Raw genomic sequence first — 17,921 nt, 5'->3', positions numbered from 1 at the left:
TCTTTATTTTTTCTTGACAATGAAAAACCAAATTCTTAAAATAAAGCTAAAGCAAAGGAGGGTAAATTATGAGAAGGCTAATAGGTTTGCTAGTTGTTCTAGCTTTTGGTATGGCACTGGTATCTTGTGCTCCTGCTGGTGGTACTAAAAAAGCAAGTGCAAAAAAAGACCGAAAATCGGCAAAAGTGACTACAGGTGAAGGTAAAATAAAGGCTGGTAAGATAGTTTTCTCTTTTAACTCTAGCGAGTATGGTGGAGCATCTTCTGTTAACTTAGTTGGTTCATTTAATGGATGGAATCCAACAGATCCTAATTATGCTATGGAAGATCCAGATGGAGATGGTATTTTTGAAATAGAGGTTGAGTGGGATTCAGGTAAGTATTTATACAAGTATTATATCGACGGGAATTGGCCAAAAGATATGAGTGAATTAGAACAATATATATCACCAAAACCAACTGAGTATGTCGATGACGGCTTTGGTGGCAAAAACGCAGTTTTAGTAGTTGAGTAATTGATTCTATGTTGAGTTGGGGATGCAGAAAGTATTTCTGCATCCCATTTCTTGCTCTAGGCAATAATCACAAAAACAGTTAAAAGATATTTAAAATTTTTTTGTTTGATTTATGAAGTGTTTTTATAAAAATTCTTCAAGAGGAGGTTTATATGTTAGATCAATTTCCAAAGGGGCCTAATATTTTTGACCCCAATATACCTAGTGCGGTTGGTAGCCACGAAAGTTTAGTTCAGGAAGGGAGGTCAAAAGAAGCTGAAGATAAGAAGTTTGTTAATGATTTGACTAATGAATTAATGAATAAAATAATAACTAAACTCCCTCCTGAAATGTCTGATAAGCTTGACATAATGGGAAGTATAAGGGACAAAATCTATAACTATATTAACATCACATATCAAAACATGATGAATAGGTACTTAAAGACTGTTGAGGATGAATTTTTGAAGAAGGTGAGAACATTTGTAGACAGAGAAGAAAACAGACAGATGGCAAGATACACACCAAGGGAGTTAGTTGAGCTACTTGATAAGATAGCAGGTCCTGATAAGTTTCACACAGGAGAAATTGAAAAGTCGATAGTTAATATGTATGGTCACTTACAAGGTCATATTCAAAGAGAAGTTACAGAGGTAGAAGAAAGAACTAATGCTCTATTAAGGCAAAAAACTGATGTTGGAGCACTAGTAAGAGGACAAAATGCTTATGCGATAATGAAAGGTACCTTCAGGAATAATCCCTACAATCCTACCTATGTCTATGATGTAAAGCTCTCTATAAATATCCTTGAGAATGAGCTAATAAGCCCAATATACCACTATCAAGTACCACTGTCTTTGATAATAAAAGAAGCTATACAGCATAGAATCATTGAACTTATAGATAAGGAGATTGAAAGAATAAATGAAGAACTGATAGATCAAGGTAAAGCAGAACTAGATAAAACGGAAATAATATTTGAGAAGATAAGACAGATAGAAAACTTCACTAGCGATGAAAAGGAAGATGAAAACTCGACGAGGTATACTATTTTAGCAAAGAAATTTATCGATAAAATAGAGGGACTAAGAGCAGAAATCCCACCTGATGAGTATGATCCTTTGAATATAAGAGAAGTCATAAAGAAAATATTTGATATAGAAAATATAAGAAATAGAGGATATAACTCTGCTGTTAATGTTTTAACTTCAATACTTGATACAGGTAAATTAGGGTATCAGTACATAAATAACTTCAAAAATGCCAGAGTATGTGTAATAAAAGAGTATGAAGAATCTGATCCTACTAAGTTACCGCACGAAAACTATAGAATAAAGATAGCATACTATGATCAAAATCAATTAATCAAACTTAGGGAAGAATATGACAAACACTTTGAAGCATTTGAGAGAGAAGTAAGAAGATTATGGCAGTTAACTTATCAGTACTACCTTAAAAACAAAAAAAGATTTAACATAAAAGATTTTGATGATATGGTTTTGAGGTATATGCCAAGAGATTGGGCAAAAGAGTACTTTGAAGCAAATGCAGAGAATGGTGGAGATGAAATAAAGTGGCAAGAACTAGGTTTTCTATCACCAGATGATACTGTTGTTGAAGAAAGTAATCCTCACTACATACCGGAAACTGATAACTTATTTAGAAGGATAAGGTTCATACAAGATCTATTAAAGAAAATGCATGGAGAAGAAAAACCACTAGAAAGAGTGATACTCGAAGAAAGAATTAATTTTGTCCTTGAAAGGTTTAATGAGTTTGCTTACTCGTTAAATCCACACCATATACAACCAGGTCTAGTTTTAGAATTAGATATAACTACAATAAAGAGGAAACAATTTATACTAAGACAGATGGCTGAAGTTATCAATGAGTTCCTATTCCAGTTGTCGAAAGGATTTACTGATGTTGCGTTTGCTCAATATAGTAGAAGGAGATCAACTGTGAGAACTGATATAGATCAATCTTTTGCACAACCTGAGGATAAAGAAAGTGTTTCAGAAATGGCTTATAAGAAAGTGTCTGATGTATCAAAACAAGAAGAACCGAAGGTTAAGGGTAAAGCAGATATATCACCTAAGAAAACAGTTGAAAAGTTAGAAGAATTATAATAAGACAAGGGGGTAATCCCCCCCCTACTTATTTGGGGGCATTTGTTCTTGAGGGTATTAGCTTTTAAAATGTCTAAACATTGAGGTTAGTGTATACTTTATTGCTTAGCTACAAAGAGAAGTTTAAAACGAAAGTACGAATAGTAGGTTAAGTCTTTTTAAGATTAGTATTTGAAAGTCGGAACCTTAACTATATTTGAAATTTCTGAGTGAAGTTTTGGAAATATTTTGTTGTATTCATAAAGCTTCTGCTAGTTATTCATCTAATATGGTAACTCCAATTTCTTTTACGTTTTTATCTTTTATGTTGTATGCCTTTACTGTTGGTGAGCCGTCTTTCATAGAAGATATAACAAAAATTAAATGATCAATTAACTCGTTTCTGTCTAAGTCAGTTTTTGAAGGATATGGGTCAGTAACAGGATGAGAGTGGAATATTGCTATAAAGTCTTTGCCCTTTTCATCGATTTTATCGAGCGTATTCATAAGTTCAACAGGATCCATCTCAAAGAATGTTTCGCTTTTGGCTATATTGTTCATAGGTATGAACTCATCAATGGTATCTCCATTTCCAACAAGTAAACCACATGCCTCAAAAGGAATATTTTTTTTCATCCAATCTATCATCTGATTGTAAACATCTTTTTTTATCTTCATAAAACACCCCTAAAAATTCCAAAGAGATTGGTTACTAAAGTATCTGGTTATACTATCAGGAAACACTGTAACAATTACACCGCTATCGATTCTTTTTGCTAACTCGAAAGCAGCGCATAAGTTTAATCCTGAAGATGGACCTACCATAATACCTAACCTTTTTGCAATTTCCTTAACCATTCTGTAAGCATCTTCAGTAGATATAAAGAACTTTCCATCAACTAAAGAGCTATCAAATATAGCTGGAATTTTGGATGAAGCAAGATGTTTTACTCCTTCAACACCGTGGTATTCAGAATCAGGTTCGACAGTATATGTCTTTATAAGAGGATTAAATTCTTTAAGTCTTTTAGAAGTACCAACGAATGTACCACTTGTACCTATAGAGCAAATAAAATGTGTTACCTTACCATTAGTTTGAGATATTATTTCAAGAGCAGTAGTGTTGTAATGAGCTAAATAGTTATTTGGATTACTGTATTGGTCAAGTAGAATGTATTTGTCTGGATTTTTCTTGATTATCTCATAAACTATCTCTTGAGCTCCATCAGTACCTTCAAGTGGATCAGAGTAGATAACATTTGCACCAAGGAAACTAAGTATTTTTTTTCTCTCTTCACTAGCGTTACTTGGTACAACAAGGGTTAGAGGATACTTTTTTATACTACATATCATAGCGTAGGCTATACCTGTATTCCCTGAAGTTGAGTCAATAAGTATCTTACTACTATTCAAAATTCCCTTAGTCTCAAGATCTCTTATTATAAAGTAAGCTGGTCTATCCTTAATGGATCCTCCAGGATTGTAAAACTCTAACTTGGCATAGATCAAAACATTTTTCGATATGCTACTAATCCAAGGCTCTATCCTGATAATAGGTGTATTCCCTATTAAACTTAATACATCTACCATAAATAAATCTATCAAACAAAATTTTATTTGTAAAATTTTTCTTTATTCAAATTGAGATAGATTATTTTGAGCATTGTACTATAAGTTTCTATAGTAAAAACACTTAATGAATAAAAGTATTAGAAGAAAGGTACTGTTATTTAATGTCATCAATTTTATTAGAGCGATTATTTAGCAAGATGATCTATGATGCTGGCTAGCTTTTCTGGAATTTCAATAGGAGTCATGTGTCCTCCTTCTGAGATTATGTACACTGGTTTTTTGAAAATTTTTGAGAATTTGTATTGAACCTGTATAGGTACTAGTTTGTCGTGATGTGACCATATAATTTCAACGTCAGGTAACATACTTCTATCTATATCCTCAACGAACATATCGAAAAGATTTTTTGTTATTCTGAGCGCACATATTTTATTTCTTAGTGAATTGAAATGAATTGATGTGTAGTCTGATAGGTACTTTGATATATTCTCTTTGACTTTATCTGATATTGGAAGGAAAAATAGAAAATTCTTAAAGTAAAATTTTATAAAAAGTGGTATTGTGAAAATACCTATTAAAAAACGTATTGGTTTCCAAAAAGAAATTTTTAGTATAGGGTGGAGTAATCTCCAAAACTCATATGAACCTATTGAATTGACGATTATAACCTTCTTAACTAGAGTTTTTGATATTTCATATAACTTATTAGCAAGAAAGAGGGATATTTTGCCTCCTGTAGAGTGACCTATAAGTATGACATTATTCAAACCAAGTGATACTATGAATCTGGTTAAGATATATATGTTCTCTGAAGTATTGAAGTTGAGTTTTAGTGATCTTGAACTTTGACCATGTCCTAGCATATCGATAGCAATTATTTTATACTTACGTTTATCAATATTTTGTATGACGGGTATCCAGCTTTCTTTTGAAGTTAGCCAGCCATGTATAAATAATAATACTTCTTTCCCTTTACCTATCTCAAAGTACGAAATGAATCTATCTTTGTCAACCTTGAATATCTTATTATCGATCATAAACCTAAAATGTTTTTGAAAGTTGTTTTTGTTCTTCCTGATATTGTTTTACCATAGATGAGTCTTCAACTGAAAGTGGTACTACCTTCCAGAATAGCGATACATATTTATCAAAGTTATCTAGAATCTCTTTTGCCTTAGTACTTTGAGTGTATTTGTAATGATTTTCTATCATATTCTTTAGGATGCTGATATGCTCATCATTAGGTGTCATTTTGACTATAGTTACCATTTGGGGATTATAGAGTTTTTGGAATCTATTTTCTTCATCGAGCACAAAAGCTAATCCACCACTCATTCCTGCACCGAAATTCTTTCCTACATTACCTAAAACCACGACAATACCATCTGTCATGTATTCGCATCCATGATCACCTAATCCTTCTACCACAGCCTTAGCTCCACTGTTTCTGACGGCAAATCTTTCTCCTACTCTACCTCTTATATAAACTTCACCACCTATAGCACCATACAAAAGAACATTACCAGCGATAATATTCTTACTTGGATCAAACTTAATATTTTCAGAAGGTTTTACGACTATTCTACCACCGAACATACCTTTACCAAGATAATCATTAGCATCACCTATTAGGGTTAAGTTGATGCCTTTTACTATGAAGGCACCAAAGCTTTGGCCAGCACTACCTCTGTATGTTATGTTTATATTTGCGTTTTCAAGTGGATTGTTTTTCTTGTAGGTTTTGACAATATAGTTTGATATTTTTGCACCCACTGTTCTATCTGTATTTTTAATCTTAAGTTCAAAATTAACTTCACCATTATCTTCCGCGACAGCCTTTCTAAATTCCTCATTGTTGATAACAGTATCATCAATATGATCTTTTTCTGGTATATCGTTTTTCTTACCACCGTATCTCAAAAGATTATTATCACAATTAGAGTAATTTTGCAATAAATAGGATAAGTCTATGTTAGTAGTTTTTGGTAGATAAACTTCAGATTTGGGTTTAAGTAAATCTGTTCTTCCTATTATATCATCGAGTTTTTTATATCCCATTTGAGCGAGTATTTCTCTGACTTCCCTGGCGACAAATATAAAGTAATTTATCACCCATTCTGGTTTACCTGGGAATCTTTTTCTGAGTTCTGGGTCTTGTGAAGCAACGCCTACAGGACACTTATTGGTATGACATATCCTAGCCATTATACAACCTTCAGCGATCATAGCCATAGTACCAAAACCATACTCGTCTCCACCAAGTAAGGCTGCTATGATAACATCTCTACCAGTTTTGAAGCCACCATCGACTCTCAACTTGACTTTATGTCTTAGACCGTTATCAACTAATATTCTTTGAGTTTCAGCAAGTCCAAGTTCCCAAGGCATACCGGCATACTTTATTGATCCCCAAGGAGATGCACCTGTGCCGCCATTATGCCCACTTATTTGTATACTGTCGCTATATCCTTTTGCTACTCCTGCTGCTACTATTCCAACACCAGTTTCGGAAACAAGTTTCACACAAACTCTGCCATCAGGATTTATGTGCTTAAGGTCATATATAAGTTGTGCTATATCTTCTATGCTGTAGATGTCATGATGAGGAGGTGGAGATATAAGACTTATACCAGGTTTTGTATGCCTTGCTCTTGCTATATCGCCGCTGACTTTCTTACCTGGTAATTGTCCACCTTCACCGGGCTTAGCACCTTGCGCTATCTTTATCTCCATCTCCTCTGCTGATATAAGATAAGAAGGAGTAACTCCAAATCTACCTGAAGCAACTTGCTTTATCTTACTATTTGATTCGCTATAGAGACGTTCGTCAAGTTCTCCACCTTCACCACTATTACTCTTTGCTCCTAATCTATTCATAGCAATAGCGATGGTTTCGTGAGCTTCCTTACTTAAGGCACCAAAAGACATTGCCTGTGTGGTAAATCTTTTTACTATCTCATATTCAGACTCTACTTCATCAACAGATATTGGATTTCTATCACTCTTTATCTCAAGCAAATCTCTCAAAGATGATGGCTGTCTAGTGTTTACAATTTTTGAAAATTCTCTGTATGCTTCTTCATCACCTTGCCTAGTTGCTTTCTGTATAGCTCTTAACATCTCTGGATTATGTTCATGAAACTCTCCGTCTTTTCTGTATTTGTAGAAACCATAGTCATCAACCATGGGGACAAAATTATCTCCGTAACCTTTCTTGTAAAACTCCTGATAATCTTTTTCTATTTCCTTAATACCTACTCCTTGTATTTTAGTGACAGTACCTGTAAAATACTTATCGACTAACTCACTTGATAAACCTAAAGCTTCGAATATTTGAGCTCCTCTATAGCTATTTATGTCGGATATTCCCATTTTTGACATTATCTTATAAAGTCCGGCTTCGATAGCACTTCGATAGTTTCTAAGAACTGTAGTGTAGTCGGAAGGAAACTCTACTTGCTTTTCTATATCTTCTGATTGAGCCATATCTACAACAACATCATAAGCAAGATAGGGATTTATCAAAGAAACACCATATCCAATAAGTACAGCAAAATGATGGTCTATCCTAGCTTCACCAGTTTCAACGACTATAGAGCATTTTGCTCTGATACCTTCTTTTATTAGCCTATGGTGTAATCCAGCACTAGCAAGAAGTATGGGTACATAAGTAAACTCTCTATTAACTCCTTTGTCACTCAATATTATTATGTTATACCCATTTCTTGCAGCTCTGACACCTTCTTCTATAATCCTCTCAAGTTCCTTTTCAAGGTTAGTTGAATTGTCTTTTGATTTGTATAGTGTCTTTATAACGATTGATTTAAAATCTTCATTGTTCAATTTTTTAAGATAATCAAGCTCAGCATCTGTTATAATGGGTGATGAAAACTTGAGAAGTTTAGCATTTTCAGGTTTATCGACTAATATGTCTCCGTAAGATCCCACATAAGTGTCAAGAGACATAACTAATTTCTCTCGGTATGGATCTATTGGTGGATTAGTAACTTGTGCAAACCTCTGTCTGAAGTATTCAAAAATACTCTTGGGTTTAAACGATAAGACGGCTAGCGGAGTATCATCTCCCATTGCCCCTACAGGTTCTTTTCCAGTTTTTATCATTTCAGCGAGTTGTTTTTCTTTTTCTCCTGCGTCATATCCAAAAGCTCTTTGCTGTCTTATTAGTTCTTCTCCTTCAAAAGAAAGATGATAGTTTTCCCCTGGTACGTCAGAAATCTTAACAACTTGAATGTTTTTTATCCATTCTGAGTAAGGATGTTTCTTTGAGTATTTTTTCTTTATTTCTTCATTCTTTAAGACTTTGCAGTTGATTAGGTCAAAAGCGATTATTTCTCCAGGTCCTAACTTTCCTTTTTCGACAACTTTGCTTTCATCGATTTCTATCATTCCGACTTCAGATCCTAAAATAATCCTTTCGTCAGTAATTATATATCTTGTTGGTCTTAATCCATTTCTGTCAAGTATAGATGCAATAACTTCTCCATCTGTCATAACGAGTGCTGCGGGTCCGTCCCAAGGTTCAGAAATAGTTAAATTATATTCAAAAAAGGCCTTAACGTCGCTATCTATGTAGGGATCATATTTATATGCTTCTGGTACAAGAATCATAATAGAATGTAGTAAGTCTCTACCAGACATGTAGAGAAGTTCAAGAGCATTGTCTAATTGAGAAGAATCACTACCATAAGGCCATATCACAGGTTTTAAGTATTTTGTATCTTCTCCCCAAATGCTTTCGCTAAAAGATGATTCTTTTGACTTCATCCAATAGTAGTTACCTTGAAGAGTATTTATCTCTCCATTATGTGCTAGCATTCTAAAAGGTTGAGCTATAAACCAATTGGGTAGCGTATTAGTACTGTACCTTTGGTGAAAAATAACGAAATCTGATTCGAAATCTTCTTCTCCCAAGTCAACGAAAAAGTTAGGAAGTTGAGGGGCAATAAGAAGACCTTTGTAGACTATAGTTCTTGAAGATAGCGAAGCTATGTAGCATTGATTTTCTAGGTTATTCCGATAGAAAAGATATTCAATATGTTTTCTGGTTATATATAGTTTTCTCTCTGTTTCTTTAGAAGAGTTATCGACATGAATAAAAACTTGCTTTATATCAGGAAGACTTTCTAAAGCAGAATCTCCCAGGAATTCTTTTCTTACAGGAACATTTCTCCACCCTATTACATCGAAATTTCTATTGTTAAGAACTTCGTTTATTATCTTTGTGGCAATATCTTTTTTATTTTGATCTCTAGGTAGAAATATAACACCTACAGCGAATTTGCCTTCTTCAAGAGAAGGGTTAAAAACTCTCTTGAAGAACTTATAAGGAATTCTAGTGAGTATTCCACATCCGTCACCAGTTTTTGCATCAGAACTAACGGCACCTCTGTGAGTCAAATTGGAAACTGCGTTTATACCGTCAACAACAACACTATGACTTCTGTGTCCTCTAGTATCCGCAACAAAACCTACTCCACATTCATCATGCATGTTTTCATAGAACTTTCTCCAATCTATATCCATAAATACACCTCTACGGTTGGTAAATTTTAAAAATAATACTAAGATACTTTCACTTTTTCAAGATCAACACAGCGAACTGTAAAATTTTTTGGTAGGTTATTTTGGACAACTTGAAATAACTTAATATCTGAAAAGAACTGTACAAGAACGTTATGAGGTTTGAGAGTTTACTGTTAATATTAGTATATTTAAAGATTGTATTCGAAGTGAGTGCTTGAGTATAATATTTCAGAATTTATGAGGATAGGTTTAATAGGGGCAGGTAGCTGGGGAATTGCTTTGGCTGTTGTTTTTTCAGATAGAAATAATGTCAGACTTTGGGTGAGAAAGGTAGAGACCTTGGAATATATTTTAAAACACAGAGAAAGTCCTGATTATCTTAAGGGGGTAAGGATACCAGATAGCGTAAATGTGACTAATTCTTGTGAAGATATGTCTGACAGAGATGTTATATTTGTGGTTGTGCCTTCAAAATATCTAAGACAAACTTTGAGACTTTTTAAAGGTGTTATTGATGACAAACCTATAATAAGTTGTACAAAAGGCATAGAAGTAGAGAGTGTTAGCTTTCCTACAGATATAATAAAAGAAGAAATAGGTAGTAGAGTAGTGGGGGTTTTATCTGGACCTAGTTTTGCTGAAGAAGTTGCTAGAAAACTACCTTGCGCTATAACTTTGTCTACTTCTGATGATAGGGTTACATCTACTATTCAATCCTCTATAAGTACAAGTTATTTCAGGGTTTACGGTTGGAATGATATAAGAGGTATGGAAATAGCAGGTTCTTACAAGAATGTTATTGCTATATCTGCTGGTATTATAGATGGTCTTGAACTTGGTTACAATGCTAAAGCCTCTCTTATAACAAGAGGATTGAGTGAGATTGTAAGATTGGGGGTAAGATTGGGTGGTAAGCTTGAGACATTTTATGGGCTTGCTGGTATTGGAGATCTTATTCTAACGTGTACTGGTAGATATAGTAGAAATAGACAACTAGGTGAAATGATAGCAAAGGGTGTTAAACCAGAAGATTTTATATCTTCATCTAAAATGATTCCAGAGGGATATTACAATGTAGTCTCAATAAAAAAGCTTTCTGAAAAACAAGGTGTTGAACTTCCAATAGCAAATGAAGTTTATGAAATAATATACAACAATAAAAATCCTTTGAATTCTCTAAGGGATCTTATGTCAAGACAGCTAAAGTTGGAGTTTTAATATGTCTAAAAAAACTTTTTTGAAGAAATTTGATGTAGAAAATGTTTATCTGGTAAAAGAAAAAATAAGTAAAGAGTTTGGAGAGATTTTACATCCTGAACCCACAAAAAGTAATTATGAGCTTTTTAGGTTTTCTTCTTACGGAGGAACGCTTGTAATTTACAAGAGTGGAAAAGTTTTGCTTCAGCATGATCAACTTGATTTTATTGAAGACTTCTTGATATCGATGGGAGATGAACAAAAGTATGATGTTTTGATAGGTATTGATGAGACAGGAAAAGGAGAGTTATTTGGTAATATAATCATCTGTGGAGTTAAAATACAGGATAGAAAAAATGAAATTGAAAGGATTGTATCGACAATTAATACCAAAGGTAAGGTTGGATTTGAGAAATATGAAAGTATATTTGATCGGTTAATTGAAATGGGTGTTGAGTACGTGATAGAAGAGATACCAAATGAAGAACTCAATTATGGAAATATGTACAGTTTGATGATAAGGTATTACCTATTAGTTCTTAATAAATTTGTTGAGAAAGGGCTTAGTAATAAGACAAGAGTTACTATTGATGATTTTGGAATAAAAGAAAAAGATAAACAAACTATAATAAATAAATGTATAAATGCTTTGGTTATTATTGAGAATAAGGCGGATGACAATTATCTTGAATGTAAGGTTGCTTCTATAATATCAAGGTATCATAGAGAAGTTTTTCTAAAGAAGATAAACGAAGAATATGTTATAAATGGTGAATTTCCAGGATCGGGTAATGTTTCTGACCCTAAAACTATTAGATGGATTAAAATGTGGGTGTCGAAGTATGGCAGTTTGCCTTCTTTTGTTAAACGATGGTACAAGACTGTAGATAGATTGATTCATGATTTGTAATTGTTTTTTAGTAGTCTTCAAAGTTAAATATTTTCATTAGAGTCTTATATAGATGTGTGAATATTTCTTGTCGAAGAGTAGCTAATTCTTAGGTTCAATTAAAACTGGAAATGTTACCAAAAATGAAAAGAAGGTTATTTTGTTAAGGATACAATCAAATATTCTTAAGAATGTGATGACTCTAGAGAAGTACTGAAACCATGCTTTAGTTTGATTTTACTCTCGAAAATCAAATATAAATCTCTAATATGTTTGAAAGGAAGATAAGTAAAATTTTGAGACAAAAGGTAATAGATCTTTTAAATCAAGAATATGCACTTGGTGATGTATTTTTTGATAAGTTGGAAGAATTGTACAACTCAGTTGATGATCCAAAAGACAAGGAAAGCTTTTTTTCTTCTTTTTTGTACATACTGTCTCATCTAGAGTTTAATGAAGAGGTAGCAAAGTTACATTGGTATAATATAGTAGAAAGGCATAGAGAACTTGTAAAGAAACTTGGAAGAAATGTGAGTATAAGAACATCTGTTATTGACTATTTTACATACAATAATAGTACACTTAAAAATCCAGTTGTTATTGAGATATTCTTGTATGATTCGTCTGAGATGAAGGTTTTTGTAGATGAGATGACAGGTGTTTATAACTACAGGTATTTCAAAGAAGCACTTTGGAGTGAAACGAGAAGGTCCGAGAGATACAATCTAGTTTTTTCTCTTGCTATAATAGATATAGATAATCTTAAGAACATAAATGTAAGGTTTGGTGAGGATAAAGGTAATGCTGTAATAAAAACACTAGCTAAGGTGATAGATCTGAATAAAAGAGCAGAGGATACTATATGTAGGTATGGTGGAGATGAGTTTATAGTACTATTACCAGAAACAAGTAAATCTGGAGCTATAGCATTTATAAGCAGGATAAAGAGAAAATTTGAAGAAGCACTTAGAGAAAAGGATATAAACGCAACAATAAGTGTAGGGATAAGTGAATTTCCATCAGATACAAAAGATCCAGCATTGTTAATTGAACTAGCGGATAAAGCACTATATACAGCAAAATTTAGAGGTAAGGACAGAATAATTGCATGGAGTAAAGATTTACTATAAGAGTAAGGATAATAGCTGGTTTAGGTTTTGTCCCATTTCATCAAGTTCCCATACAAAGTCCACAGCTGACATCTTTATAGCACTTTTAGGCATACCGAATATTACGGATGATTTTTCTCCCTGTGCTATAGTTATAGCTCCAGCATCGTGTAACTTCTTAAGTCCTTTTGCTCCATCAGATCCCATACCTGTCATTATAATACCAATAGCATTTCTTCCTAAGCTATTTGCCATACTCTCAAATAACATATCTACAGAGGGTCTAAAGATAAACCTATCATCATCAACTGTTCTCGTAAAAACTCTATTGTCTTTTGAGTCAATGATGATATGCTTACCCCCTTTTGCTATTATTATCTTACCTGGAACTACAATATCATATTCTTTTGATTCAACGATAGTAAAATGTGGAAACGAAAGTTCAAGAGATTTAGCAAACTCTGAAGTAAAAAACTCAGGCATATGCTGTGCTATAACTATACCTAGAGGGAAATTGTTTCCCAAACTGGATAAAAACTTTCTTATTGTTGGAGGGCCACCTGTAGATATACCTATACCTAAAACTTTGGGCAATATGTTTTTCTTTGCTACTACCTCTCGTATGGAGGGATTCCGAAACTCTACGTGTTTGGTTTCAACTATTGATAAGTTAGGAGTAATTTCAACATCCTCAGTTTTTGTATTTCTTGGACTCTTTAAACCCCAAACCAAAACTTTCTCAAGTATTTGATTTTTCACCTTTTCAATATCGATAGATATAGGTCCGGAAGGTTTGGTTATAAAGTCTTTGGCTCCAAGAGATAATGCTTTTATTGTTACTTCGGCACCTCTTTTGGCAAAAGAAGATAGTATTATAACGGGTGTATTTATACCTAATTTTATGTATTCATCCAAAAACTGTAGTCCATCCATCTCAGGCATTTCTATGTCAAGTAGTATAACATCATATGTATTCTTCTTTAGTTTATTTAATGCTACCTTACCATTAATCGCAGTATCTTTTGCTTCGATCATCGGATGAGATGAAAGAATATCGCTAATCATCTTTCTCATTAAAGCAGAATCATCTACTACTAGAACTTCTATCTTGTCCATAACTTGAAAGTAATAGTGTAATAACTTTACAAATACTTTCAAATTTTGAGGAACGATTAATCGTTTAAAGATCCAAAATTGGTGGGTTTTGAAACAAAAATATAAGAATTATAAACTAATCCTAAGATATAGTTTGGCTGGATATTAAGTATGTTCTCCTCTAGGATATTTTCAGTAAATTAAGGTACATTTTGGCTACCATACTTCTACTCGAGAGGAAAGTTTTTAAATTTGCTCAAAACCCTGGAATCATCTTTGAAGACTATCGGTAGAAGTTTTATTTTACCAAGGTAGATAAAAGTTGAAACTAGGTAGAAGTATATAGTATCTTATTATCAAGATGTATGTAGATATAGGTATTCTTGTTGCTTTTGTTGCGGGTATATTATCTTTTCTTTCTCCTTGTATACTACCTTTAGTTTTACCTTACATTTCTTTTATATCTGGGATATCGGTATTGAACATGAAGGATAAGAATATAACAACAAGAGATAGAGTATTGATAATATTGTCTACGGCTTATTTTGTGTTAGGATTCACAATTGTATTTTTGCTATTTGGGATAGTAGCTGGACAGATTGGAGGTATTCTTATATCTATCAAGGATATTATGTCTAGGATTGCGGGGATTATAATATTGGCGTTTGGATTACATTTGATAGGGATAATTAGAATATCGTTTCTTGACTATGAGAGGAGAATAACAAGCTTTACTCCTGAGAAGTCAAACTTTTTTACTTCTTTTGTTATGGGATTATTATTTGCGTTTGGATGGACACCTTGTATAGGACCTATTCTTGGTGGTATTACTAGTATAGCATTTTATAGTGGTAATTTGATCTATGGGGGGGTGTTACTTTTTGTTTATTCTTTGGGTTTATCGATACCATTTTTGTTGGTATCAATATTTATAAACTCTGCAGTTTCATTAATATCAAAACTAAAGAAAGTTGTTAAAGTTGTTGAGGTGACAAGTGGAATTATACTAATACTCATAGGGTTAGCATTGGTTACAGATTCGCTTGGGATAATATCTGGATATTTGCTTGATTTATTTCCATTCTTAGGAACGCTAGGATAAAATGAAGGCTTGTTTTATAGATTTGGTGTGCTAAAGAAGATTAAATCACTTTGGTAGTGATCATGAAGTATAAACGTAGTTGAGATGTTATAGTAGTATTTACAAATTTGCTTGAGGATATAAATTGGAATTTATTTAAAGTTTTTTTTACAGTGAAGATATGAAAAGGGAGATAATTGAGAGATATCAAGTTTTTTATTATCTGTTTTCAGTTATTGTTGGTTTAACTTTTGGTTTGGTATTAAGAGATTTAAATTCAACTATTGAGGTTTTGATTTGGATTTGTCTAGGTTTTCTTTTGTACCTTACTTTTGTTCAGGTACCAATACTGAGTATGAGGGATGCTTTTTTGGATATAAAGTTTATACTTGCAGCAATAATAGGCAATTTTTTTATATTACCTATAGTAGTATGGGTAATTCTATTATTACTTCCTAACGATATCGGTATTAGACTAGGGGTAATTTTAGTGTTGTTAGTGCCTTGTACGGACTGGTTTATAACCTTTTCTCATCTAGGTAAAGGTGATACTAAGTTGGCGATTGTATTTACTCCAATAAGCCTTGTATTACAAGTGATATTATTACCAGTTTACGTATTCATATTCTTAGGTAGAGATATTTTCATTAGTTTTTCTGGTACTCATATTCTAAGAATTTTTGGATTTGTAATATTATTGCCTTTACTTATGGCTTTTCTTACTCAATACATTCTCAAAAGTAGAGAAAGGTCCAAATATATTGATAAATTGTCGTTGATGACTATTCCTACGTTAAGTGTTATAATATTCTTGATTTCCTCAATTCAGGCAGGTTTGGTTTTTGATAAGTATAAAACCTTATTGTCGTTGGTACCAATATTTTTTATGTTTTTAGCAGTTTCACTTGTAATATCGAAGTTCTTAAGTGCTATTTTTAGACTATCTGCTTTTCAGAGTAGAGTAATTGCTTTCAGTTTAGGTACTAGGAATTCTTTTGTTGTATTACCTTTAGCTTTGGCTTTACCTGAGCCATTCAAAATATCATCTGTCATAGTAATATTTCAATCCCTTGTTGAACTTTTAGGAATGATTTTCTACATTTGGTTCGTACCACAAAAACTTTTTCATGAAACTGATAAAACACAACATAATAGATAATTCAGTATACTTTGATACTTAATTAAAATACACAGAGTTAAACTTTAAACAGTTTCATGAAGGACCAAAGTTTGTAAAATGCTTCTTTTAATGTATCTTGCATAATTGTCAGAATAGGTAGAGCAAATATTATTACTAGTATTAGTCCAACAACTATCTTTACGTCAAAGCTTAAGTTTAAGACGTTCATCTGAGGAGCAGTTTTAGCTATAACTCCTACAACTATATCAATAGCAAGAATAACTGCTATAATAGGTAGAGATATTTTAATAGCAATAGAGAACATAGCGTTGAAGCCACTTACTATGAATTGTGATATTGTTTTGATATTGTCTAAATCCAAATTATATGGCCATATTTTTCTATAGCTTTCGATAAACGCTTGGAAAGATAGGAATGGACCATCTATTGATACGAAGACAAGAGTAGCGAATATAAGTAGTAGCGTTCCGTAAGTTGGTATGCTAGTTTCAGATAAAGGATCAACTACTTCAACAAATCCAATACCAAAAACAGTTGAAAATATCTGAGCTGCTAATTGAAATGCTATAAATATAAGATAAACAAAAAATCCCATGAGTAGTCCTATTATAAGTTCTCCCAAAAGTATGAAGAAGAAACCACCAAGTGATGTTGGAATTTCGTATCCCAGTTGGGTTAGTATAGGAAAAGCCATGTATGATAGGAAAAAAGATAAAGAGACTCTTATTCTATTAGGAACATTAACTCCTCCAAATAATGGTAGTATAGTTAAAAACCCTATTCCTCTTGCAAAAGCAATAAGAAAAAACTGAAAGTTGTATATAAGAAAGTTGGTTATATCAACTGGCATTACTAGTTGTAATAGTAATTTGTTTGTTGAGATGATCTACCTTTGTAGACAGTTGCAAAAATGTACCCATATAGGAAACCACCTATGTGTGCGAACCATGCGATGTTTGATGATGGATTTAGTATTGCGTTTGCGATTTGTCCTATAAGCCATACCCCTATAAATATTGAAGCAGATACTGGAATGACAGTTATTATGAAGAATAAGACAAGAGTAGCAACGTAATTTCTAGGAAAGTACTTTAGGTAAGCTCCTAGGACAGCACTAACTGCACCACTAGCACCTACTAAAGGTATCATTAGTTCACCGGAGGATCTAGCTGAGATTTTTTCTATTCCTAGCATTTCTTGCGGATAAAGTACATACATGTGTATAAGAGCTGAAACCACTGCGGAGCTTAGATAAAACAAAATAAAGACCAATGAACCCATTCTTTTTTCAACATTGTTGCCAAAAATGAAAAAAAACCACATGTTCCCAAGTAAATGGAAAAAACCACCATGTAAAAAAGCATAAGTTATTAGATTTATATAGCCGAAAAACGAATTCTGCTCTCTTGCTTTTATAATCTCATAAGGAACTGCTCCCCATTCCATATAGAACTTGTTTTCGTTTTTAACAAAAAATGTCTGGTAGATGAAGACTAGGACACATATTATTATTATTAATGTCATTACAGGGGTAAGTAGTTTAGGAACGCTTCCAATTCCTTCCCATCGATCTCTTTCTTCAAAGTCAAACAAAGGAATAAACATATATCCCTCTTCCAAAACGAATTATAATAAACAGATATTGTCAGTGTCTAGTTATTAGTAAGTGACTTCAGCAAAAGTCCAGAAAT

The 17,921-nt window shown here is 33.0% G+C and carries 14 protein-coding genes; 7 read left to right on the top strand and 7 right to left on the bottom strand.

The window, feature by feature from the left end; translation table 11 throughout:
- Positions 1–68: 68 nt before the first annotated feature.
- Together N2712_05845 and cfpA are read left to right on the top strand one after the other, a co-directional pair.
- Complete coding sequence (locus N2712_05845) at positions 69–515, top strand: glycogen-binding domain-containing protein (protein ID MCX8029499.1); 447 nt, start codon at positions 69–71, stop codon at positions 513–515.
- Positions 516–667: 152 nt separating this feature from the next.
- Positions 668–2,623 (top strand): cytoplasmic filament protein CfpA, encoded by a 1,956-nt coding sequence (cfpA, locus tag N2712_05840; protein ID MCX8029498.1) that lies wholly within the window; start codon positions 668–670, stop codon positions 2,621–2,623.
- 255 nt (positions 2,624–2,878) lie between these two features.
- Here cfpA and N2712_05835 read toward each other — a convergent pair whose 3' ends face one another.
- From N2712_05835 to gltB, 4 genes are all read right to left on the bottom strand, one after another.
- Complete coding sequence (locus tag N2712_05835) at positions 2,879–3,280, bottom strand: M67 family metallopeptidase (GenBank protein ID MCX8029497.1); 402 nt, start codon at positions 3,278–3,280, stop codon at positions 2,879–2,881.
- A 9-nt stretch (positions 3,281–3,289) separates the two neighbouring features.
- Entirely contained in the window at positions 3,290–4,192 is a 903-nt protein-coding gene (locus tag N2712_05830; GenBank protein MCX8029496.1) for a cysteine synthase family protein, read from the bottom strand.
- Positions 4,193–4,359: 167 nt separating this feature from the next.
- Positions 4,360–5,211, bottom strand: a complete 852-nt coding sequence (locus N2712_05825; protein ID MCX8029495.1) for an alpha/beta hydrolase — start codon at positions 5,209–5,211, stop codon at positions 4,360–4,362.
- A gap of 4 nt (positions 5,212–5,215) precedes the next feature.
- Entirely contained in the window at positions 5,216–9,718 is a 4,503-nt protein-coding gene (gene gltB / locus N2712_05820; protein MCX8029494.1) for a glutamate synthase large subunit, read from the bottom strand.
- 237 nt (positions 9,719–9,955) lie between these two features.
- Between gltB and N2712_05815 the strand changes: the two genes are divergently transcribed.
- The 3 genes from N2712_05815 (at position 9,956) to N2712_05805 (ending at position 12,934) form a co-directional block, all read left to right on the top strand.
- Positions 9,956–10,936, top strand: a complete 981-nt coding sequence (locus tag N2712_05815) for an NAD(P)-dependent glycerol-3-phosphate dehydrogenase (GenBank protein ID MCX8029493.1) — start codon at positions 9,956–9,958, stop codon at positions 10,934–10,936.
- Between the two features lies 1 nt (position 10,937).
- Entirely contained in the window at positions 10,938–11,825 is an 888-nt protein-coding gene (locus tag N2712_05810) for a hypothetical protein (GenBank protein ID MCX8029492.1), read from the top strand.
- Between the two features lie 248 nt (positions 11,826–12,073).
- A complete protein-coding gene (locus tag N2712_05805; GenBank protein MCX8029491.1) occupies positions 12,074–12,934 on the top strand; it encodes a GGDEF domain-containing protein in 861 nt (286 codons plus the stop codon).
- Here N2712_05805 and cheB read toward each other — a convergent pair.
- Entirely contained in the window at positions 12,929–14,029 is a 1,101-nt protein-coding gene (gene cheB, locus N2712_05800) for a chemotaxis-specific protein-glutamate methyltransferase CheB (GenBank protein ID MCX8029490.1), read from the bottom strand. The two genes, N2712_05805 and cheB, sit on opposite strands and share 6 nt — an antisense overlap.
- A gap of 340 nt (positions 14,030–14,369) precedes the next feature.
- Between cheB and N2712_05795 the strand changes: the two genes are divergently transcribed.
- Positions 14,370–15,110, top strand: coding sequence for a cytochrome c biogenesis protein CcdA (locus N2712_05795; protein ID MCX8029489.1), 741 nt, complete (start codon positions 14,370–14,372; stop codon positions 15,108–15,110).
- Between the two features lie 160 nt (positions 15,111–15,270).
- Positions 15,271–16,248, top strand: a complete 978-nt coding sequence (locus N2712_05790; GenBank protein MCX8029488.1) for a hypothetical protein — start codon at positions 15,271–15,273, stop codon at positions 16,246–16,248.
- A 37-nt stretch (positions 16,249–16,285) separates the two neighbouring features.
- On the opposite strand, the gene N2712_05785 is transcribed toward N2712_05790, so the two are convergent.
- Positions 16,286–17,080, bottom strand: a complete 795-nt coding sequence (locus N2712_05785) for a flagellar biosynthetic protein FliR (protein ID MCX8029487.1) — start codon at positions 17,078–17,080, stop codon at positions 16,286–16,288.
- Positions 17,081–17,082: 2 nt separating this feature from the next.
- The gene (locus tag N2712_05780; protein MCX8029486.1) at positions 17,083–17,835 is read right to left on the bottom strand and encodes a rhomboid family intramembrane serine protease; all 753 of its coding nucleotides are present in this window, start codon (positions 17,833–17,835) and stop codon (positions 17,083–17,085) included.
- Positions 17,836–17,921 lie beyond the last annotated feature (86 nt).

It is taken from the genome of Brevinematales bacterium, from assembly GCA_026415355.1.
GTDB lineage: Bacteria > Spirochaetota > Brevinematia > DTOW01 > DTOW01 > SKYB106.
This window is presented reverse-complemented; position numbering and strand designations above follow the sequence as displayed.